At 31.9% G+C, this 19,736-nt stretch carries 25 protein-coding genes and 1 pseudogene; 1 reads left to right on the top strand and 25 read right to left on the bottom strand.

Going from position 1 to position 19,736, the window contains the following annotated elements; translation table 11 throughout:
- Window positions 1-194, top strand: a pseudogene (locus tag BUB34_RS13440) (hypothetical protein); the annotation flags it as partial.
- A gap of 136 nt (window positions 195-330) precedes the next feature.
- On the opposite strand, the gene BUB34_RS11120 reads toward BUB34_RS13440, so the two are convergent.
- The 25 genes from BUB34_RS11120 to BUB34_RS11000 all read right to left on the bottom strand — a co-directional run.
- Window positions 331-792 carry a CBS domain-containing protein gene (locus tag BUB34_RS11120; protein WP_073127326.1) on the bottom strand — a complete coding sequence of 154 codons (462 nt, stop codon included), beginning with the start codon at window positions 790-792 and terminating at the stop codon, window positions 331-333.
- 4 nt (window positions 793-796) lie between these two features.
- Window positions 797-1,174 (bottom strand): holo-ACP synthase, encoded by a 378-nt coding sequence (acpS, locus tag BUB34_RS11115; protein ID WP_073127325.1) that lies wholly within the window; start codon window positions 1,172-1,174, stop codon window positions 797-799.
- Between the two features lie 229 nt (window positions 1,175-1,403).
- Window positions 1,404-1,664: a FoF1 ATP synthase subunit delta/epsilon gene (locus BUB34_RS11110; protein WP_073127323.1), complete on the bottom strand. Its 261-nt coding sequence runs from the start codon at window positions 1,662-1,664 to the stop codon at window positions 1,404-1,406.
- A gap of 2 nt (window positions 1,665-1,666) precedes the next feature.
- Window positions 1,667-3,061 (bottom strand): F0F1 ATP synthase subunit beta, encoded by a 1,395-nt coding sequence (gene atpD, locus BUB34_RS11105; RefSeq protein WP_073127320.1) that lies wholly within the window; start codon window positions 3,059-3,061, stop codon window positions 1,667-1,669.
- A gap of 12 nt (window positions 3,062-3,073) precedes the next feature.
- Window positions 3,074-3,949: an ATP synthase F1 subunit gamma gene (gene atpG, locus BUB34_RS11100; protein ID WP_073127319.1), complete on the bottom strand. Its 876-nt coding sequence runs from the start codon at window positions 3,947-3,949 to the stop codon at window positions 3,074-3,076.
- Window positions 3,950-3,976: 27 nt separating this feature from the next.
- Entirely contained in the window at window positions 3,977-5,479 is a 1,503-nt protein-coding gene (gene atpA / locus BUB34_RS11095) for a F0F1 ATP synthase subunit alpha (RefSeq protein WP_073127317.1), read from the bottom strand.
- 15 nt (window positions 5,480-5,494) lie between these two features.
- On the bottom strand, window positions 5,495-6,037 hold the full coding sequence (locus BUB34_RS11090) for a F0F1 ATP synthase subunit delta (RefSeq protein WP_073127315.1): 543 nt from the start codon (window positions 6,035-6,037) through the stop codon (window positions 5,495-5,497).
- A complete protein-coding gene (atpF, locus tag BUB34_RS11085) occupies window positions 6,034-6,531 on the bottom strand; it encodes a F0F1 ATP synthase subunit B (protein ID WP_073127314.1) in 498 nt (165 codons plus the stop codon). Before atpF ends, BUB34_RS11090 begins: the two co-directional genes overlap by 4 nt.
- 96 nt (window positions 6,532-6,627) lie before the next feature.
- Window positions 6,628-6,873, bottom strand: coding sequence for an ATP synthase F0 subunit C (gene atpE / locus BUB34_RS11080; protein ID WP_073127312.1), 246 nt, complete (start codon window positions 6,871-6,873; stop codon window positions 6,628-6,630).
- 57 nt (window positions 6,874-6,930) lie between these two features.
- Entirely contained in the window at window positions 6,931-7,632 is a 702-nt protein-coding gene (gene atpB / locus BUB34_RS11075) for a F0F1 ATP synthase subunit A (protein WP_073127310.1), read from the bottom strand.
- A gap of 2 nt (window positions 7,633-7,634) precedes the next feature.
- Window positions 7,635-8,024, bottom strand: coding sequence for an ATP synthase subunit I (locus BUB34_RS11070; RefSeq protein ID WP_073127308.1), 390 nt, complete (start codon window positions 8,022-8,024; stop codon window positions 7,635-7,637).
- A gap of 4 nt (window positions 8,025-8,028) precedes the next feature.
- On the bottom strand, window positions 8,029-8,265 hold the full coding sequence (locus BUB34_RS11065; RefSeq protein WP_242948878.1) for an AtpZ/AtpI family protein: 237 nt from the start codon (window positions 8,263-8,265) through the stop codon (window positions 8,029-8,031).
- 202 nt (window positions 8,266-8,467) lie between these two features.
- A complete protein-coding gene (locus tag BUB34_RS11060) occupies window positions 8,468-8,908 on the bottom strand; it encodes a deoxycytidylate deaminase (RefSeq protein WP_073127303.1) in 441 nt (146 codons plus the stop codon).
- Between the two features lie 265 nt (window positions 8,909-9,173).
- Window positions 9,174-9,803 (bottom strand): uracil phosphoribosyltransferase, encoded by a 630-nt coding sequence (upp, locus tag BUB34_RS11055; protein WP_073127301.1) that lies wholly within the window; start codon window positions 9,801-9,803, stop codon window positions 9,174-9,176.
- Window positions 9,804-9,883: 80 nt separating this feature from the next.
- On the bottom strand, window positions 9,884-10,336 hold the full coding sequence (gene rpiB / locus BUB34_RS11050) for a ribose 5-phosphate isomerase B (RefSeq protein WP_073127300.1): 453 nt from the start codon (window positions 10,334-10,336) through the stop codon (window positions 9,884-9,886).
- A 72-nt stretch (window positions 10,337-10,408) separates the two neighbouring features.
- Window positions 10,409-11,452 (bottom strand): L-threonylcarbamoyladenylate synthase, encoded by a 1,044-nt coding sequence (locus tag BUB34_RS11045; RefSeq protein WP_073127298.1) that lies wholly within the window; start codon window positions 11,450-11,452, stop codon window positions 10,409-10,411.
- Window positions 11,453-11,480: 28 nt separating this feature from the next.
- Window positions 11,481-12,161 (bottom strand): ZIP family metal transporter, encoded by a 681-nt coding sequence (locus BUB34_RS11040; RefSeq protein ID WP_073127297.1) that lies wholly within the window; start codon window positions 12,159-12,161, stop codon window positions 11,481-11,483.
- 167 nt (window positions 12,162-12,328) lie between these two features.
- Window positions 12,329-13,393, bottom strand: coding sequence for a peptide chain release factor 1 (gene prfA, locus BUB34_RS11035; protein WP_073127294.1), 1,065 nt, complete (start codon window positions 13,391-13,393; stop codon window positions 12,329-12,331).
- A 42-nt stretch (window positions 13,394-13,435) separates the two neighbouring features.
- On the bottom strand, window positions 13,436-14,287 hold the full coding sequence (gene prmC / locus BUB34_RS11030; RefSeq protein ID WP_073127292.1) for a peptide chain release factor N(5)-glutamine methyltransferase: 852 nt from the start codon (window positions 14,285-14,287) through the stop codon (window positions 13,436-13,438).
- Between the two features lie 36 nt (window positions 14,288-14,323).
- Entirely contained in the window at window positions 14,324-15,217 is an 894-nt protein-coding gene (locus BUB34_RS11025) for a DUF1385 domain-containing protein (protein ID WP_073127290.1), read from the bottom strand.
- 192 nt (window positions 15,218-15,409) lie between these two features.
- Complete coding sequence (locus tag BUB34_RS11020) at window positions 15,410-15,985, bottom strand: thymidine kinase (RefSeq protein WP_073127287.1); 576 nt, start codon at window positions 15,983-15,985, stop codon at window positions 15,410-15,412.
- A gap of 64 nt (window positions 15,986-16,049) precedes the next feature.
- A complete protein-coding gene (rpmE, locus tag BUB34_RS11015; RefSeq protein ID WP_073127286.1) occupies window positions 16,050-16,250 on the bottom strand; it encodes a 50S ribosomal protein L31 in 201 nt (66 codons plus the stop codon).
- Between the two features lie 120 nt (window positions 16,251-16,370).
- Window positions 16,371-17,876 carry a transcription termination factor Rho gene (gene rho, locus BUB34_RS11010; RefSeq protein WP_073127328.1) on the bottom strand — a complete coding sequence of 502 codons (1,506 nt, stop codon included), beginning with the start codon at window positions 17,874-17,876 and terminating at the stop codon, window positions 16,371-16,373.
- A gap of 286 nt (window positions 17,877-18,162) precedes the next feature.
- Window positions 18,163-19,164, bottom strand: coding sequence for a class II fructose-bisphosphatase (glpX, locus tag BUB34_RS11005; RefSeq protein ID WP_073127284.1), 1,002 nt, complete (start codon window positions 19,162-19,164; stop codon window positions 18,163-18,165).
- 319 nt (window positions 19,165-19,483) lie between these two features.
- A partial coding sequence (locus tag BUB34_RS11000) for a transposase (protein WP_143153380.1) occupies window positions 19,484-19,736 on the bottom strand: 253 nt, incomplete at its 5' end.

Genomic DNA, 19,736 nt, shown 5'->3' with positions numbered 1-19,736 from the left:
ACCCTGTTTTGCTTAATTATTATAAAAATAATATGAATGGTAAAAGCAAAAAAGTTGGACTAGTTGCCATTATGCATAAGCTAATGAACTATATTTTTTCTGTGCTACGCAACCAAAAACCATATGAAGTACGTAACCCTAAATTGCACTGTAAGATGTATCTAGAAAACAAAAGTCTACCTAATATAGCCTAACGGCTAATATGAACTATTTTTCCATATAAGCCATCAAAAATTCGTGTATATTTGATGGTTTATTTGCTATACGAAAAAACATAATTATAAAATATTTTTAAAAACTGTTGACTTTAACTAGCTGGTCTACTTAATCTTATTCATTATATAGAGATTTTATTATGTCATATCTACATACTATGCCTTTTAATTTATTGTCCTTATCCACTACAGGTACTCTATTTATTGATTTTTTGATCATAATATTTGCTATACCATCAAATACATCATCTTCATATACCTTTGCTATATCTGTAGACATTAAATCCTCCACCTTGTATGCAGCAACCTTCTTAATATCTTCCTCTAACTTGTTCATATCCTCTAAAAAAATCATTCCTTGCAAGAAGTTAATAAATCTAGGTGCCTCTATATATTTTTCCTTTTTTATAATATCAGTTTCAGAAATAACCCCAATAACCCTATTTTCATCGTCTACTACAGGTAAACCCCCTATTTTTTCTGTAATTAATATTTTCGCTACATCTGATATACTATCGTCTTTTTTTGCTACTACTACATTTGTAGTCATTATATCTTTCGCTCTTTTATTATTCATTTTATCACTCCTTAATAATAGTTATGGCATTCGCTATAGCATATTCCTTGCAGTGCGATATTGAAACTTTTATTTCTAAAACATTATAATCTATGCAAATTTTTTCTAGATTATTATAAGTTTTAACTATCGGTTTTCCTAATTTATCTCTTAATATTTCTATATCCTTGAAATTATATTCTCGTATGCCTGTTCCTATTGATTTACTTATGGCTTCTTTTGCCGCAAAATTTCCAGCTATAGTTTCAGCTCTATAATTTTTTGATTTAAAGTACTCAATTTCTTCGTCTGTAAATACTCTATCTAAAAAACCACCTTTATCAACAGCCTTTTTTATTCTTTCAATTTCAATTATATCTACCCCTAAATCTAAAATATTCATTTGACCTCCAACTTTCAAATCTATCTCTATAAATTCATTATACTACATAATGTTCTTAATTTTTTAAATTTTTTATAAATTTGTATAATTAACTATAATATGAATTTCTATAATTAAGTATATCTTTAACAATCATATAAATTCTATACCAGCTCAAACAAAATCCTTTAACTTAAATAAAGCGGCACAGAAGATATTATTTCTTCTGTACCGCTTTTAAGTTTAGAAACTATATCCACTGGGCAGATTCAGTAAGTATTGTAGTCTTTTCTTTGTCTACTGTAACAAATCCCCCAGATATTTTTGCTTCTTTAAAATTTCCATCTTTTTTTATCTTTAGGTTTCCTTCAACTAATCCTGCCACAAATGGTATATGGTCTTTTAATATCCCTCTATCACCTTTTGTAGTTCTAGTTATTATCATTTCAACCTCATCGTCATAAAAAATCTTATCAGGAGTTACAACTTGTAATAAAAACTCACTAGCCATAACTATCTACTCTCCTTTGCTTTCGCAATAGCTTCTTCAATAGTCCCTACGAATAGGAAGGCTGATTCTGGTAAGTCATCATGCTTACCTTCTAAGATTTCCTTGAAACCTCTTATAGTTTCTTTTACCGGTACATAAGTACCAGGAATTCCTGTAAATTGTTCTGCAACTGTGAAAGATTGAGATAGGAACCTTTGTATTTTTCTAGCACGTGCAACTATTAATTTATCTTCATCAGATAATTCATCCATACCTAAGATAGCAATTATATCTTGTAATTCTTTATATCTTTGAAGTATAGACTGAACTCCTCTTGATACTTCGTAGTGTTCCTTACCAACTATATTTGGATCTAGTACTCTTGAAGTAGATTCAAGAGGATCAACTGCTGGGTATATACCTAAAGATGCTATTTGTCTAGATAAAACTGTTTTTGCATCCAAGTGGGCGAATGTTGTCGCTGGCGCTGGGTCAGTCAAGTCATCCGCTGGTACATAAACCGCTTGAACAGATGTTATAGATCCTTTCTTAGTTGATGTTATTCTCTCTTGAAGGGTACCCATTTCTGTAGCCAATGTTGGTTGGTATCCAACCGCTGATGGCATACGTCCAAGAAGTGCAGAAACTTCTGAACCTGCTTGTGTGAAACGGAATATATTATCAACGAATAATAAAACGTCTTGACCTTGTTGATCCCTGAAGTGCTCTGCCATTGTAAGTCCACTTAATGCAACTCTCATTCTTGCCCCAGGTGGCTCATTCATTTGACCAAACACTAGTGCTGTTTTATTTATAACACCAGAGTCACTCATTTCATGGTAAAGGTCATTACCTTCTCTAGTTCTTTCTCCAACTCCGGCGAATACAGAAATACCACCATGTTGTTTTGCTATATTGTTTATAAGTTCTTGTATAAGAACAGTTTTTCCAACTCCGGCTCCTCCGAATAGACCTATCTTACCACCTTTTAAGTACGGTGCAAGTAAGTCAACTACCTTTATACCTGTTTCTAGTATTTCAGCAGTTGTTTCAAGTTCATCATAAGTTGGTGCAGGTCTATGTATAGGTAACTCAGGTGCTCCTTCTGGTTTACCTTTACCATCAACAGGTTCGCCAAGAACATTGAATATTCTACCCAATGTAGCGTCACCAACAGGCACGCTTATAGGTCTTCCTGTATCTATAACTTCCATTCCTCTTATAAGCCCATCTGTAGCACTCATAGATATACATCTAACTGTATCATCACCTATATGTTGTGCAACCTCTGCAACTATTTCTTTATCTCCTAACTTTATAACTAACGCGTTTAATAAGTTAGGTAGGCCTTTTTCACTATCAAATTTAACATCCAGTACGGCTCCAACAATCTGTACTATTCTACCTACGTTTGCCATTTCCTAACCTCCTTATTTAAGAGCTTCCACTCCACCTACGATTTCTGTTATTTCTTGAGTTACAGCTGATTGTCTGGCTCTGTTGTAACTTAATTCTAATGTAGATAGCATTTCATTTGCATTATCTGTGGCAGATTCCATAGCTGTTCTTCTAGCACCTTGTTCCGATGCAAAAGATTCTATCACTCCTCCGTAAATCGTTCCAGACACATATTTAGGTATTATATAGCTTAAAACCGCCTCTGGAGATGGTAGGTATTGAACTCTAGCTTTTTTAGGTTCGCCTTCTTTTTTAGTTTCAACAACATCTTCGTCATTATTGAAAACTAAAGGAAGTATTTTAACTAACTTAACTTCTTGAACCAAAGGAGATATAAATTTCGTATAAGAAATATATACTTCATCTACCTCGCCCTTTTTATATAAATCCATTGCAGCATTAGCTATCTCTAATGCTTTATCATATCCACAGTCTTCTACACTAGGCACTGATTTCACTAAATCGTAACCTCTTTTTGAGAAAAATTCATAAGATTTCTTCCCAACAGTTATAACTTTTTCTTTTTTATTGTCCATATCAGTAACTGTAGCTTTTAGAACATTTGAGTTGTATCCTCCTGCAAGTCCTCTATCTCCAGCTACCACTATGTAACATTTATTTTTAACTTCTCTTTGTTTTAAAAAGTCGTCTTTTACTCCACGCGTATTTTGCGCTATATCTTTTACAGACTCATATAAAGTTGAGAAATACGGTCTTGAACTTTCAGCTTTTTCCTTAGCTCTTCTTAGTTTAGAAGATGCAACAAGTTCCATAGCTTTAGTTATTTGTTTTGTACTTTCAACACTATTCATACGAGTCTTGATTGCTTTAATACTAGCTCCAGCCAATTATTTTACCTCCTTTGTTAAAAAGGATTACGCTTCTATAACAAATTTTTTCTTAAATTCATTTATTGCGTTTGTTAATTCAGGCGCGAAATCCGCTCCTTTAAGTATTTTTTCACTTATTTGTGGATAGTTATTATCTACAAACTCGTATAATTCTTTTTCGAATCTATTTATATTATCTACTGGAATATCTTCTAAGAAGTTGTTTATAACAGCAAATATAATCATAACTTGGTTATTTACCTTTATAGGTTGATGTTCACCTTGTTTTAATACCTCAACTATTCTTTCCCCTTGAGCAAGTCTCTTCTTAGTATCTTCATCTAAGTCAGAACCGAATTGTGAGAATGCTGCAAGTTCTCTATATTGAGAGTATGCAAGTTTTAATGTTCCTGCAACTTTTTTCATTGATTTTATCTGAGCAGATCCACCAACCCTTGATACTGATATACCAGGGTCAACTGCTGGTCTAACCCCTGAGTAGAATAATTCAGGTTGTAAGTATATCTGACCATCTGTTATAGATATAACATTCGTAGGAATATACGCAGAAACGTCTCCTGCTTGTGTTTCTATTATAGGTAGTGCAGTCATAGACCCCCCACCTAACTCATCAGATAACTTAGCTGCTCTTTCAAGTAATCTTGAGTGTAAGTAGAATACGTCTCCAGGATAAGCCTCACGACCTGGTGGTCTTCTAAGTAGTAATGACATTTCTCTGTACGCAACTGCCTGCTTACTTAAATCATCATATACTATTAATACATGCTTTCCATTATACATAAATTCTTCACCCATAGCAGCTCCTGCATATGGTGCTAAGTATTGAAGTGGTGCAGATTCAGAAGCTGTAGCTGATACAACTATCGTATAATCCATTGCTCCACCTTTTTCTAAAGTATTAACTAATTGAGCTACAGTAGAACGTTTTTGACCTATGGCAACATATATACATATAACATCTTTATCTTTTTGGTTTAAGATAGTGTCTATAACTATAGATGTTTTACCAGTTTGTCTGTCCCCTATTATAAGCTCTCTTTGCCCTCTACCTATTGGTATCATTGAGTCTATAGACTTTATACCAGTTTGTAATGGTTCATGAACTGACTTTCTAGCCATTATACCAGGCGCCTCTGATTCAACCGGTCTAGTCTTATCAGTGTTTATAGGTCCTTTCCCATCTATAGGCTGACCTAATGAGTTAACAACTCTTCCTATTAATGCATTTCCAACTGGAACTTCAACTATTCTACCTGTTCTCTTAACGATATCGCCTTCTTTTATACCGTCATCATCTCCAAGTATAACAGCCCCAACTACTTCTTCTTCCAAGTTAAGAGCCATACCATACACTTCCCCAGGGAACTGTAATAATTCACCAGACATAGCTTTCTCTAATCCATAAACACTAGCTATACCGTCTCCAACTTTTAAAACACTACCTGTGTCAGTTAACTCAACTTTATTCTCATAATTTTTTATTTGTTGTTTAATTATAGAACTTATTTCTTCAGGTTTTAAGTTCATGGGTTCACCGCCAATCTAAGATATTACTTGAGATAGTTGTTCTCTCATGTTTGATAAACGAGTTTTTATTGTTCCATCTATTTCCTCGTTTCCAAGTCTAACTAGAACTCCTCCTAGTACAGTTTCGTCAACTATATTGTTTAAAGTAACATTTTTATTGTATTTACTTGAAAGTTTACTTTCAAGCTCTTTTATTTCCTTAGTTTCCATAGGAATAGCTGTTATAGCAACTCCCTCTATTAAATTATTCTTTTCATTTAACAGTTCTTTGTAACATTTTTGTATAGCTTCTAAAGATGTGACTCTATCCTTATCTACTAATATCTTTAAGAAGTTTTTTAAGTTATTATCAATTTTGCCAGCAAAGACACCTTCTATTAAATCCTTTTTTTCTGACTTTGAAATAAAAGGAGCTTTTAAAATATTATAGAACTCTCTATTAACTTTTATAATATTAACTACTTCTTTTAATTCACTGTGTAATTCAGTAGTTATATTTTCTTCTTCTCCTATTTGAAATAAGGCTTCAGCATATCTATTCGCTATTAAATTTATCATTTAGCCTCGCCTACCTCTTTTATAAAGTTAGTTATTAGCTGTTCATGTTTATTCTTATCGATGTCTTTTTCAATAACTTTAGATGCAGCAAGTAAAGCTATTGATGATATATCGTCTTTGATTTCATTCATAACTTTTTGTCTTTCTTGCTCTACATCTCTATTAGCCTTTTCTTTTAGGTTTGTAGCTTCTTCTTTAGCTGTTGTTATTATCTCTTGTGATTTTTGTTCTGCTCTTATAGTGGCTTGTTTTATTATTTCTTGCCCTTCTAGTTTCGCAGAACCTACTTTTTCTTCATATTCTTTTTTAAGAGCTAATCCTTCAGTTTTTGCTTTAGCTCCTTGGTTTAAATCACTTTTTATATCTTTTTCTCTAGCTTCGATTATATTTAAAACGGGCTTAAATAAAAGCTTTCTTAAAAGAACAAATACTAGAAAAGTATTTATAAGCTGAAATAAAAGCTCGTACGTTATACCTATAATACTTTTTTCCATAATTATCCTCCTTTCTACCAATCACAATTCATAATAAGGAGATGGTAAACCACCTCCTGTTATGAAAATTTTAATGATATTCTTTCTATTTGTTTATTACATGAATGGTTTTACGAATAAAAGGATTATGGCAATAACAAGTCCATATATACCTGTAGACTCTGCAACTGCTGCTCCAAGTAACATAGTAGATGTTATATCTCCTTTTGCTTCTGGTTGATTACCAACTGCCTCAGCTGCTTTACCTGCTGCATAACCTTGACCTATACCTGCTCCTATACCTGTCATAACTGCTAATCCTGCTCCTATAGCTGATCCTGCTGCTATTATTGCTGTTTCCATAATTAATTCCTCCTTAAATTTAAAATTCTTTTTATTGTAATAATATAGTCTTATTTACTACTCTGTAGCACTTCCAACAAATACCATAGTTAACATGATAAATATATATGATTGTAACACACCTGCAAATAAATCAAAGTATAAATGTAATGGGACTGGTATTATAAGTTGACCAATAGGTATTGTTACACCTGGTATTAGCGTAGATAAATACCCTAAGAATTGATAAAGTAAAGCCATTATTATTGACCCACCTAGTATGTTACCGAATGGACGGAAACTCAGTGATATTGGTCTAGCTAACTCTCCTATTATATTAAGTGGTAATAATATAGGAGTTGGTTCCATTAAACCTTTGAAATATGATAATCCATTAAATTTAACTCCTGCATAATAAATCATGAAGAATGTAATTAATGCCCATGCTAAAGTTGTATCTAAGTCAGTAGTAGGTGATCTAAATCCTAATAATCCTACTAGATTAGAACATGCAAAAAATAAGAACAAACTTCCTATGTAAGGTATCATGTAAGGCATTTTCTTTAGAGTTTTTTCACCCATCATATCTGTAACCATTTTTGCTAATCCAGATATCGCAAATTCTAGAAATATCTGAGTTTTACTAGTAGGAACCTTTTTTAAGTTTCTAGTTAAAAAATAGGATACTATAGCTAGGAAGGCTATTATACCCCAGCTAACTACTATTGTTTCACTAATTCTAAGGCCTCCTATAGATAGGATATATTTCGCTTGATTCATACTTACGCCTCCTTTCTTTTTAGTTTGTCTATCAGTACTGTTTTTGATAATATAACAAACTTAGGACCTAACAAACCTATTACGGTTCCAAGTAAATTTAGATGAGAAGCTGTTGCAGACACCATTAAAACTATAAAAATTATAGTCATTCTTATAAGATATCTACTCGATGAATATATCTGCGCTTTTCTAACAGGTAAATTTACAGTCTTCTCTAAAGCTATTGCTAATAGTCTAAAATTTAACAATGCTATTAAAGATCCAAATATAAGCCCTAATAACATAGGTTTATTTAAATTTGATGTTAGTTGTAATAATATTACCACAATAATATCAAAAATTAAAACTCCTTTGTTTACATACCTTATTTGCTTAACTAATTTAGCATCCATCTAATCACTTCCTCTTCGTATATACTTTTAAAGTCTTGTATACACCGTTAAAAGCTCCACCTACTCCTAGCAGTAAAAAAATTAAAACTAAGACTGGTCTTGTATTTAATTTATCATCTAAATATTTTCCTATAAATGTGCATCCCAATATAGGTATTATCATCATTAAGCCCAACTGGCTTATTAGGGAAAGCATGTGTACAATTTCAACATATGTATTTTTTTTACTCACGGCTAGCATCCTCACTACCACTAATAATTAGTCTATGTATTTATTTTAAATTATTTTTTTCATTTTACCATAAAATATATATTGACGGTAGTTAAATATTTAAAATATATTTTACCACTAATTAATTTTTTTTAAAATATTTTTTGAAAATATTTTTTATTTTTTTGTAAATTAGATTCTGGATTATATTATTTTGAAAACATTTTCTTTTTTATTTAAACTTAACAAGTTCAACTCCAGCTTCTTTTAGTATTTCTGTAGACATATCATCTGGGTACTCTCCATTGTAAATTATCTTGGATATCCCCGCATTTATACACATCTTTGCACATAATACGCAAGGTCTTGTGGTGACGTACATTGTCCCTCCATTTATACTTACTCCATTATATGCTGCCTGTATAATAGCATTTTGTTCGGCATGTAATGCACGACATAATTCATGTCTCTCTCCTGAAGGTATGTTCAGTTGCTGTCTTTTACAGCCTATGTTCTCACAATGCTCTAAGTTTTTAGGAGAACCATTATACCCAGTGGTAAGTATCTGTTTGTCTTTTACTATAATTGCTCCTACTTGTCTTCTTATGCATGTAGATCTTTTTTTCACTACCTCTGCAATTTCCATGAAGTACTCGTCCCACGATGGTCTCATAATATCTTCCCCTTTTTTATTCTTATAATTCATTGGTTCTATTTCTATTCTTGCATTTCATGACAAAGTCCTTTTTTTCATGCATAAATAAATATAAATTCTTTAATATTATTAAGGTTAATCTTATTTTTTATATATATTATTATAGTTATACGGATTTTTATTATATTTTTTAATTTTATATAATATATTTATTTTCTAAATATTTGTCTAATATAAAAAGAGAATTTGTACATAATAATACAAACCCCTCTTTTTATTCTATCTACTTAGTTCCAAACAGTCTATCTCCAGCGTCTCCTAGACCCGGAACAATGTATCCATGATCATTTAATTTTTCATCTATTGACGCAACATATATATCTACATCATTGTGATATTTCTGAACTTCAGCTATTCCCTCTGGAGCAGCTACTAAATTAACTAATTTTATGTTTGTTGCTCCATTTGCTTTAAGCACATCTATAGCCGCAACAGCAGAACCCCCTGTAGCAAGCATAGGGTCAACCAATATCATTTCTCTTTCCTCTATATCCTTAGGTAATTTACAGTAATATTCAACTGGCTTTAATGTTTCTGGATCTCTGTATAATCCTAAGTGTCCTACCTTGGCCGCAGGAACTAAATTTACTAATCCATCTACCATACCTAACCCAGCTCTTAGTATTGGGACTATTCCTAATTTCTTACCCTCTAAAACTTTAGCTGTTGTTTTTACAACAGGAGTTTCGATTTCTATATCTGTAAGTTGTATATCCCTTGTTACTTCATATCCCATTAACATTGTAATCTCTGTTAAAAGCTCTCTAAAATCCTTCGATCCTGTATTCTTGTCTCTCATTATAGTTAATTTATGTTGTATCAATGGATGATCCGTTACTGTCACTTTAGCCATTATATAACCTCCTGTTTACCGTTATTATTTGTTTCTAATTAAACTATGATTTTTTACATTATTTTTAATTTTAAAACATTCTATTTTGTGTGTTTTTCTTCTATAGCCTTTATCATGTCTACTCTATTTGAGTGTCTTCCACCCTCAAACTCTGTATTAACCCATGCTTCAACTATTTCTAATGCTAGTCCTCTTCCTAGGACTCTTTCTCCTAATGATAGCATATTTGCGTTGTTGTGTGCTTTTGACATCTTAGCTGAAAATACGTCTGATACGACAGCACATCTTATCCCAGGAACTTTATTGGCAGCCAAAGATATTCCTATCCCCGTACCACAACATACTATTCCGTAGTCTACTTCTTTTCCTGCAACAGCATTAGCAACAGCTTCACCATACTCTGGATAGTTTACTGAATCTGAAGCATTGTTAGTACCAAAATCTACACATTCAATTCCCTTTGATTCTAAGTGTTTTATAATTTCTATTTTCAAATTATATCCACCATGATCGCATCCTAATCCTATTCTCATATTGACTCTCCTTAAACTTTATATATTTATATTTTACACTATAAATGCTTAACCTTCAAAATTTTTTCGTTTTTAGGCTTTTATTATTTTATATCCTGCCGATTTAACGAGTCTATTCATTATAGCTTGTCCCAATCCTTCCGTCGTAAAAGCTTCAGAATATACTCTATCTACACCTATTTTATCCATCTCTCTAAGTACGTCAAATAGGTTTCTTGCTATTTCTTCCAATGTGTTACCTAGTCCTATAACCTCTCCAGAATACATCTTTTTATTTTGACTTAAACACATTACACCTACTTTAAGTCCTTTTTCTTGGTTCTCTACTACTAGATTATTTATTTTTTGAAAAACATCTTCTTTTTTGCCTGATACTATGTATACATCAGCATTTGGAGAGTAGTGAGTATATTTCATTCCAGGAGCTTTTGCTTTTTTATTGTCTTCCTTTTTTTCTAAAGATGGATCTAAAATTACATTTCCTATTACTTTTTCCAAGTCTTCTTTAGTTATACTTCCTGGTCTTAATATCATTGGTATTTCACTGGTAAAATCCACTACTGTAGACTCCAGTCCAAAATCACAATCTCCTCCCAGTACTATACCATCAACTCTTTCGTTCATTTCTTCGTATACATGTTCTGCCTTAGTTGGTGATGGTCTTCCAGATATATTAGCAGAAGGAGCAGCAATAGGAATTCCCGCCATCCTTATTATCTCTCTTGCTATTTTATGAGATGGCATTCTTATAGCAACTGTATCCAAACCCCCGCTAGTTTTATATGGTACTATATTTTTTTTGTTTAAAATTAATGTTATAGGACCTGGCCAAAATCTCTGCATAACATCTTCAGCCTTTTTGCTTATATCTTTTGCCAACTCGTATACTTCCTCTTTTTTATAAATATGGACTATTAGGGGGTTATCACTAGGTCTCCCCTTAGCTTCATATATTTTTTTAACTGCTTGTTCGTCTAGTGCATTTGCCCCTAATCCATATACCGTTTCCGTTGGAAATATTACAGTTTTTCCTTCTCTTAGAAGCTGTGCTTGCTTATCTAATTCATTTAGATTTATATTATCTATGTCTAAAACTCTAGTTATTATAGTTTTCATCTTTTGTATACCTACCTTTTATTCAGTTTTAGATGTAATTTACTATTAGCGTTCCTAATAGAAAACCAATTATGCAATATATGCTCCTTGATTTAGGAAATATCTCTTCTAAAACAACATACATCATTGTTCCAGCTGCCGTAGCAAGAAATACTCCTATGAGAGAGCTAAAAAGGCTTCCAAAATAAACACCAAAAAAACTTCCTATACCCATAGGTATCCCTGCTACTATAGTAAGTAGAATAACTTTACTAACCTTCATCTTGCTACAAATTAATCCTAGTGCCATAGCTAATCCCTCTGGGATATTATGTAATCCTATTACTATGGCAAGGGTGATTCCTAGTTTTTCAGTTGACATAAAAGAAGATCCTATAGCTAGTCCTTCAGGTAAATTATGTAATAATATACTTATAAAGATAAGATATCCAAACCTCATATCTCCAGACAAATTCATTTTACTTTTTATGTACATAGTTATGAGAACACCTAAAAAAGTAAATATAACTGTATTTATTACTCCCATATTGTTCATAGACTCTTTCATTAGGTCAAACACTACAACTGCTAGCATTATTCCACCTGATAGTCCCATAAAAAGATTTAAATATTTATCTACCTCTTTTTTAAATATAACAGAAATTATTCCTCCAAGACCTGTACCTATTATGCCCGCTAAAAGCCCGATAATTGTTACTTTAAGTATCATGTTAACCTCCTTGTACTTATATATACAGTATATACAGTACCGACTAATAACATTACTTAAATTGGACTAAACCCTACACAACTATACACTGAGAATATAACCATGCACTCAGAATACACTAATATACTCAGAAATGCTCAGAAAAAAATCCCTAACTTAGTAGGGATCTATATTGCTGTCATCTTCTCCGTTTGATCAACAGTAATTAAAGCATCTATCATTTCGTCTATATCTCCATCTAAGAAAGCATCTAATTTATATAAAGTTAGGTTTATTCTGTGGTCACTTATTCTTCCTTGAGGGAAATTGTAAGTTCTTATTCTTTCAGATCTATCTCCAGTTCCAACTTGACTCTTTCTTTCAGCTGCTATATCCTTATTTTGCTCAGCTAATGCTTTATCATAAAGTCTAGCCTTAAGTATTTTTAGCGCCTGTTCTTTGTTTTTTAACTGAGACTTACCATCTTGGCAAGATACTACTTCTCCCGTTGGTACATGGGTTACCCTAACTGCAGAGTCAGTAGTATTTACACTTTGACCACCATTTCCTGAAGATCTGAAAACATCTATTCTTAAATCATTTGGGTTTATTTCTACTTCAACACCTTCAACCTCTGGTAAAACTGCCACCGTTGCTGTAGATGTGTGTATTCTTCCTCCTGATTCAGTAGATGGTATTCTTTGAACTCTATGAACTCCAGATTCATACTTAAGTCTTGAATATGCACCCTTACCTTTTATCATAAAAGATACTTCTTTGTATCCTCCAACACCCGTATCACTTGCACTTAATAATTCTATTTTCCATCTTCTTCTCTCTGCATATCTTGAATACATTCTAAATAAATCACCTGCAAATAGAGCTGCCTCATCTCCACCTGCTCCACCTCTAATTTCGACTATAACGTTCTTGTCATCATTAGGGTCTTTAGGTAATAACAATATTTTTATTTCGTCTTCTAAAGGTTCTAATTTCTCTTCCATTTCACTTAACTCTAACTTAGCTAATTCTCTCAACTCTTCATCTGATTCTTCTTTTAATATGTCCTTTGATTCTTTTATACTATCTAATACTCCCTTGTATTCTCTGTACTTCATTATGATAGGTTCTAACTCAGCATGTTCCTTTATATATTTCTGCCAAACCTTTTGATCATTTATTATTTCCGGATCCCCTATTTTCTCGCTTAATTCTTTATACGTATCCTCTAATACTTCTAATTTTTTTAGCATACTTTCACCTCTTTAATTGTAGCATATCAATTTTTCATTATATCATATATTAAATCCTATAACAACTCTATCAATTCCTTGTAAGTCCTTCTTTATATATACTTTATTATATCCATTATTCTGCATAATCTTCACAACTTCTTCAGCTTGATCATGACCTACCTCATATGCAAGTATTCCACCTAGTTTTAAATAATTCTTTGATTGTTCAGTTATATTCCTATAAAAGTCCAAACCATCAATACCACCTTCTAGCGCATTGTATGGCTCATAATCCTTAACTTGTGTATGCAGTTCATCTATGTCTCTTTTCCTTATGTATGGAGGATTGGAAACTATAATATCAAATTTTAAATTTGTCCCTACTATTTGTTGAAATAAATCTGATTTTATAAAGTTTATCTTATCTATTACTCCATTACTTTTCGCATTTTTTTTAGCTATTTCTAGCGCTATCTCTGATATATCTAAAGAAGTCAACCTAGATTTTTCAATATATTTGGCTAAACTAACAGTTATAGCTCCAGAGCCAGTCCCTATATCTAAGATATCTAAATCGTCTTTACCCTTACAAAGTTCAATTATTTCCTCTACTAATATCTCGGTATCTGGTCTAGGAATCAATACGCCTTCCTTTACATAAAAATCCAACCCCATAAATTCTCTGTTGTTCACAATATAGGCAATAGGTCTTCCTTTTAATCTTTCCTCTATAAATCTTAAAAATATTTCTTCTTGTTCTATTTCTAATTCTTTTGATAAATTTAAGTGTATATATAATCTATCTACTCCTCCAAGAGCCTTCTGTAGCAGTATTTCAACATCCAGTCTAGGAGTGTCGCTTATTATGTCTAATTGTTTTGAGTATTCAACAATTGCATCTCTTATATTCATACTTTCTCCTTTTTCACTATCCTAATATTTATCCTTCTACTCTAATGCTGCCTTCAATGCTTCTAGGGCAACTTCAAGCTGACTATCATCAGGTTCCTTAGTAGTGAATTTTTGCAACATTAGTCCTGGATAAGCGATAATTTTAGTAAGCCTATTGTTATACTTTCCAAGAAATCTAATTATTTCATAAGATATTCCTGCTACTATAGGTACACATATTAATCTCATCACTATTCTAAGTATTGGCGTCGGCCACCCAAAAAATGCAAATAATATTATAGAAGTTATCATTACTATAAATAAAAAATTTGTTCCGCATCTTGGATGCAACCTTCCAAATTTTCTAGCATTTTCAACTGTTAACTCTAAATCATTTTCATAACAATATATAGACTTATGCTCTGCCCCGTGGTACTGAAATACCCTTTCTATATCCCTATTTTTAGAAATAAGAATTATATATATAAATAAGATAAGTATTCTAACAAGTCCCTCTATTAAATTAAGGGCTATATTGTTTGTTACTATTTTTGAGAAAATCCCACCAATAGCTGTAGGTATAAGTATAAATAACCCAATAGACAATATAAATGCTAAAACTAATGAAAACCCAATAAGTACATTATTAGATTTATCTTTAAATATCTTTTTTATAAATATATCAAACTTATCTTCCTCTTCTTCTTCTAAAAAGAATTCAGACGAAAAGTTTGTACTCTTTACCCCTTCTATCATAGTTTCTATCAATATAAAAGACCCTCTTATAAAAGGTATTTTGTCTATTCCTTTATCATTTATCCAACTCTTTATTTTTTTGGACTCAACTACTATTTCGCCATCACTTTTCCTTACAGCAATGGCCCTTTTTTTCTTAGATTGCATCATCACACCTTCTATGACTGCTTGACCCCCAACTTTTTGCTTTTCCATCTATTCACCTCTCCCTATTATGATTTGAATTTTTATATATCCATTATAATATAAAAAAGTCTTCATTGAAAATTTTTATAGGATCGATATTTAAAAATATCCATTAAAATTAAAATATATATTAAAAAACTCCCTTTAAAATAGACGTTAAAACTTAATTTCTATTCCAAAGGGAGAAACTATTCACTTTAGTTACTTTTTAACTACATGACATTTCCTGCATCTAGCTTCATAGCTCTCTACTGCCCCTACCTTTATCGTAGAATCGTTATAATTTGCAGGTTCTCCATCAACTAACCTCTGGGATCTTGTTGCTGGATGACCACAAACAGAGCATATAGCTTGTATTTTATCTACAAATTCTGCAACAGCCAAAAGTTTCGGAGTAGGTCCAAACGGTTCTCCTCTAAAGTCCATATCTAATCCTGCTGCTATGACCCTTATCCCTTTGTCTGCTAAATCAACAGCTACATCTACTATTTTTTCATCAAAGAATTGAACTTCATCTATACCTACAACTTGAGTTTTCTCGTCTATCAAGTCATATATTCTAGATGATTTATTAATAGGAATTGCCTCTATACTATCTCCACTATGAGAAACTACATCTTCTTTGCTATACCTATTATCTACTGTAGGTTTAAAAACCACAATATTCTGTTTAGCTATTTTAGCTCTCTTTAGTCTTCTTATAAGTTCCTCACTTTTTCCACTGTACATAGGACCTATAATAGCTTCTATATATCCATGATTTACTGGTCTATACATACTTCAGCTCTCCTTTATTTCCAACAAAATAGGAGTTGGCTTCCCAACTCCAGTCTCATAAAAATTAGTCCATTTTGAATCTCTTCTTGAATTTGTCGATTCTTCCACCTTTTTCTATATTCTTTTGTTTTCCTGTGTAGAAAGGATGGCATTCTGAACATATTTCTATTTTTATTTCGTCCTTAGTTGACCCAGCAACAAATGTGTTCCCGCAAGCACAACGTACTTCAACTGGACTGTATTTTGGTTGTATATCTTTTTGCATTATAGTCACCTCTTCTCTATTATTTCTAATAAAATTAATTATTTTAATTATTGTTTTCACATTATCAACTACACTATTATAACATATGTTTTTTGTTGGTACAAGGAGTTTTTGTATTCCTTAAAGTGCCTTTATAGATTTCACAAACTCATCATTATCTTTTGTTCTTTTTAGTAATTCTATTACTTTATCTGTGACTTCTAAAACAGAATTACTACTCATATCCCTTCTTAATTTCCAAAGGGCTGTTTTCTCTTCATCTCTAAGAAGTAAATCTTCTCTTCTAGTACCTGATTTGTATATATCAACTGCAGGGAATATTCTCTTTTCTGCAAGTTTTCTATCTAAATGTAATTCCATATTACCAGTTCCCTTAAATTCCTCGAATATTACATCGTCCATTCTCGATCCTGTCTCTATAAGGGCTGTAGCAAGTATAGTAAGAGATCCACCTTGTCTAATATTTCTAGCAGCACCAAATATTTTTTTTGGTCCGTATAATGCCCCTGGATCTAACCCTCCAGATAAAGTTCTACCTGTAGGAGATATAGTTAAGTTATACGCTCTAGCTAATCTAGTTATACTATCCAATAAAATCACTACGTCTTTTCCATGTTCCACTAATCTCTGTGCCCTATTTAAAACCATTTCTGCAACTTTTACATGATGACTAGAAACTTGATCAAACGTAGAGTAAATAACTTCTCCGTTTATAGATTCCTTCATGTCTGTTACTTCTTCTGGTCTCTCGTCTATAAGCAATACTATAAGCTCAATATCCGGATAATTTCTGGCTATACTATTTGCAATATTTTTCAATAATATCGTTTTACCAGCTTTTGGAGGTGCAACAATCAAACCTCTCTGACCCTTACCTATTGGGGATATCAAGTCTATAAGTCTTGTCCCTATTTCATTTTGACCTTTTTCTAAACTCAGTCTTTCTTCAGGATATATTGGTGTAAGACCTTCAAAAGCTCTTCTGTGTATCGATGTTTCTGGATTTTCATCGTTTATCTTTTGTACATATAAAAGCGCTCTAAACTTTTCTCCACTTTTTGGGTGTCTACTTATTCCCTTTACCTTATCCCCAGTCTTCATATTAAACCTTCTAATTTGTGAAGGCGATACATATACATCATCTTCTGTAGATAGGTAGTTAGATCCTCTTAAAAAACCAAACCCATCTGGTAGTATCTCTAATACCCCCATTACCTCATCATCTTTTGATGTGTTAAACTCATCAACTATCTGTGATTCTTCAACTACTTTTGGAGTATATACTGGCTTGTTGTTTCTAGGAATCTTATGTTCTGAACCTGCTACTTTATAATTATTCTTACTTTCTTGTTGAGTTCTACCTTCTGAGTGATTTTTGTTGTTGTATCTATTAACCGATCTGTTTTCTTGTTTATATGTAGTTCTGTTTTTTAAGTCTTGTTTTTCTTCTTCGTCTTTATTGACCTTATCCATTTCATTTTTTTGATCATTTTGTTGATTTAATTTTTCATTTATAATCTCAAGTAATTCACCCTTTTTATACTTGCTAATTCCTTTTATATCTAATTCCTTGGCTAAATCTCTTAATTCAGATAGCGTTTTTTTATTCATTTCTTCCGATTTCATATTATTTATATTATTTAGGCTCAAACAAATCCTCCTTGTCTATATGTGTTATATTATTTTACTAATCATTTGGAAATAAAAGGTGTGAAAAAGAAAAGTCTTATTTAAACAATTATATCTTATAATACACTACTAATATATTATGGTCAATAAACAAAATTTAAAATATCTGTAGATAAATTATCTTAAATATATTTAATTATTTTTCTCGTTTTCATCTTTAAAGTATTTCTTTCTTAATCCATAGAAATAGGCAGCCAATCTTGAGAACTGCCTATTTCTATTTTTATTCCATATTATATTTTTTCATTAAATCAATTAGTATTTGGTTCTTATCTAAATTATGTATTGCATCAACAAATCTTATAGTTCCTGTTTTAGCTCTCATAACTACAGATTGAGTTCTAGCTCTATTGTTTCCTATAGGAGTTACTCCTTTTAAAAGTTCTCCTCCTGTTATACCTGTAGCTGCAAAAAATAAATCGTCACCTTTTGCCAAATCGTCTATACTTAAGACTTTATTCAAACTCTCATCCGTATATCCCATTTCATGGCATCTTTTTCTTTCCTCATCGCTTAGTGGATATATCTGAGCTTGCATATCTCCACCCATACTTTTTATCGCAGCTGCTGTTATTACTCCTTCAGGTCCTCCGCCTATTCCCATAAGCATATCTATTCCCGTTTCTTCAAAACATGTAGCTATACCTGCTGCTACATCTCCATCTCCAAACATCTTTATTTTAGTACCTAATTTTCTAGCTGCCTCTATTATATGATTGTGTCTTTCTCTATCTTGGACAACAATTGTCATTTGCGTTGTTTTCTTATCTAATGCTCTTGCCACATTTAAAATATTTTTTTCTGCACTTTTATTTAAATCTATGCATCCTTTTGCCTTTGGACCAACTATTATCTTTTTCATATATGTATCCGGAGCTTTTAATAAACTTCCTTTTGCACCCATTGCTATTACTGATATTGAGTTAGGAAGTCCCTTTGCTATTAATGTAGTCCCGTCTAATGGATCTACCGCTATATCAACTTCCATACAGTCTTCACTTTGAGATCCGACCTTTTCTCCTATATATAGCATTGGAGCTTCATCTAGTTCACCTTCACCTATTACTACTTCTCCTCTTATCTTAACTGACTCAAAAGCTTTTCTCATTGCTTCTACCGCTGCCCCATCAGCACCATTTTTATCTCCTCTCCCCATAAATCTTGAAGATACTAATGCCGCTGCCTCTGTTACTCTAACAAGTTCCAGTGCTAAATTTCTATCCATTAAACTCATCTCCTTAGTACATTTTATATAAAAAATTATATATTATATTCTGTGATTAGTAAACATATATATCTTTTTTAGATAATTAGTGTGGTTTATATATAAATATAGAATATATATTGTCACTATTTCTACAATCTAAGTACTAATTTTATGTTAAATTATGTAAATATATCTACAAGAATCCATAGTTTGCAATAAACAACATAAAAAGATTGCCTAAGAATTAATTAGGCTCTTTGTCAAATAACGTTGATGAAGTCAATATTTAATTTTTAAAGGCAGCATCTAATACAGTTTTCATGTATAGATGCTGTTTTTAAATTACTTGTATTTTTTCTCTTAGTAATACTCTTAATCTTAAATTTTTAAAACTTCTAAATCCAAAGGATACTCTTTTGAGTACTTTAATGGTATTATTCTTACCCTCAACTCTAGCATTTGTATATTTTGTAATTAGTGCATTTAATACGTACTGTTTTTTATCCTTCAAAGATTTAAGGCTTGTTCTAAAGCATGAAGGACAGTCTTTTAAATCCTTTGATAGCATTTCTGAAATCATTTTTACATTT

This window comes from Asaccharospora irregularis DSM 2635 (assembly GCF_900129815.1).
In the GTDB taxonomy this organism is placed as follows: Bacteria; Bacillota; Clostridia; order Peptostreptococcales; family Peptostreptococcaceae; genus Asaccharospora; species Asaccharospora irregularis.
This window is presented reverse-complemented; position numbering and strand designations above follow the sequence as displayed.

Bases quoted from the DNA above. Each gene is read 5' to 3' on its own strand.
- BUB34_RS11120 (WP_073127326.1), bottom strand. From the start codon at position 792: ATGAATAATAAAAGAGCGAAAGATATAATGACTACAAATGTAGTAGTA.
- acpS (WP_073127325.1), bottom strand. From the start codon at position 1,174: ATGAATATTTTAGATTTAGGGGTAGATATAATTGAAATTGAAAGAATA.
- BUB34_RS11110 (WP_073127323.1), bottom strand. From the start codon at position 1,664: ATGGCTAGTGAGTTTTTATTACAAGTTGTAACTCCTGATAAGATTTTT.
- atpD (WP_073127320.1), bottom strand. From the start codon at position 3,061: ATGGCAAACGTAGGTAGAATAGTACAGATTGTTGGAGCCGTACTGGAT.
- atpA (WP_073127317.1), bottom strand. From the start codon at position 5,479: ATGAACTTAAAACCTGAAGAAATAAGTTCTATAATTAAACAACAAATA.
- BUB34_RS11090 (WP_073127315.1), bottom strand. From the start codon at position 6,037: ATGATAAATTTAATAGCGAATAGATATGCTGAAGCCTTATTTCAAATA.
- atpF (WP_073127314.1), bottom strand. From the start codon at position 6,531: ATGGAAAAAAGTATTATAGGTATAACGTACGAGCTTTTATTTCAGCTT.
- atpE (WP_073127312.1), bottom strand. From the start codon at position 6,873: ATGGAAACAGCAATAATAGCAGCAGGATCAGCTATAGGAGCAGGATTA.
- atpB (WP_073127310.1), bottom strand. From the start codon at position 7,632: ATGAATCAAGCGAAATATATCCTATCTATAGGAGGCCTTAGAATTAGT.
- BUB34_RS11070 (WP_073127308.1), bottom strand. From the start codon at position 8,024: ATGGATGCTAAATTAGTTAAGCAAATAAGGTATGTAAACAAAGGAGTT.
- BUB34_RS11065 (WP_242948878.1), bottom strand. From the start codon at position 8,265: ATGCTAGCCGTGAGTAAAAAAAATACATATGTTGAAATTGTACACATG.
- BUB34_RS11060 (WP_073127303.1), bottom strand. From the start codon at position 8,908: ATGAGACCATCGTGGGACGAGTACTTCATGGAAATTGCAGAGGTAGTG.
- upp (WP_073127301.1), bottom strand. From the start codon at position 9,803: ATGGCTAAAGTGACAGTAACGGATCATCCATTGATACAACATAAATTA.
- rpiB (WP_073127300.1), bottom strand. From the start codon at position 10,336: ATGAGAATAGGATTAGGATGCGATCATGGTGGATATAATTTGAAAATA.
- BUB34_RS11045 (WP_073127298.1), bottom strand. From the start codon at position 11,452: ATGAAAACTATAATAACTAGAGTTTTAGACATAGATAATATAAATCTA.
- BUB34_RS11040 (WP_073127297.1), bottom strand. From the start codon at position 12,161: ATGATACTTAAAGTAACAATTATCGGGCTTTTAGCGGGCATAATAGGT.
- prfA (WP_073127294.1), bottom strand. From the start codon at position 13,393: ATGCTAAAAAAATTAGAAGTATTAGAGGATACGTATAAAGAATTAAGC.
- prmC (WP_073127292.1), bottom strand. From the start codon at position 14,287: ATGAATATAAGAGATGCAATTGTTGAATACTCAAAACAATTAGACATA.
- BUB34_RS11025 (WP_073127290.1), bottom strand. From the start codon at position 15,217: ATGGAAAAGCAAAAAGTTGGGGGTCAAGCAGTCATAGAAGGTGTGATG.
- BUB34_RS11020 (WP_073127287.1), bottom strand. From the start codon at position 15,985: ATGTATAGACCAGTAAATCATGGATATATAGAAGCTATTATAGGTCCT.
- rpmE (WP_073127286.1), bottom strand. From the start codon at position 16,250: ATGCAAAAAGATATACAACCAAAATACAGTCCAGTTGAAGTACGTTGT.
- rho (WP_073127328.1), bottom strand. From the start codon at position 17,876: ATGAAATCGGAAGAAATGAATAAAAAAACGCTATCTGAATTAAGAGAT.
- glpX (WP_073127284.1), bottom strand. From the start codon at position 19,164: ATGGATAGAAATTTAGCACTGGAACTTGTTAGAGTAACAGAGGCAGCG.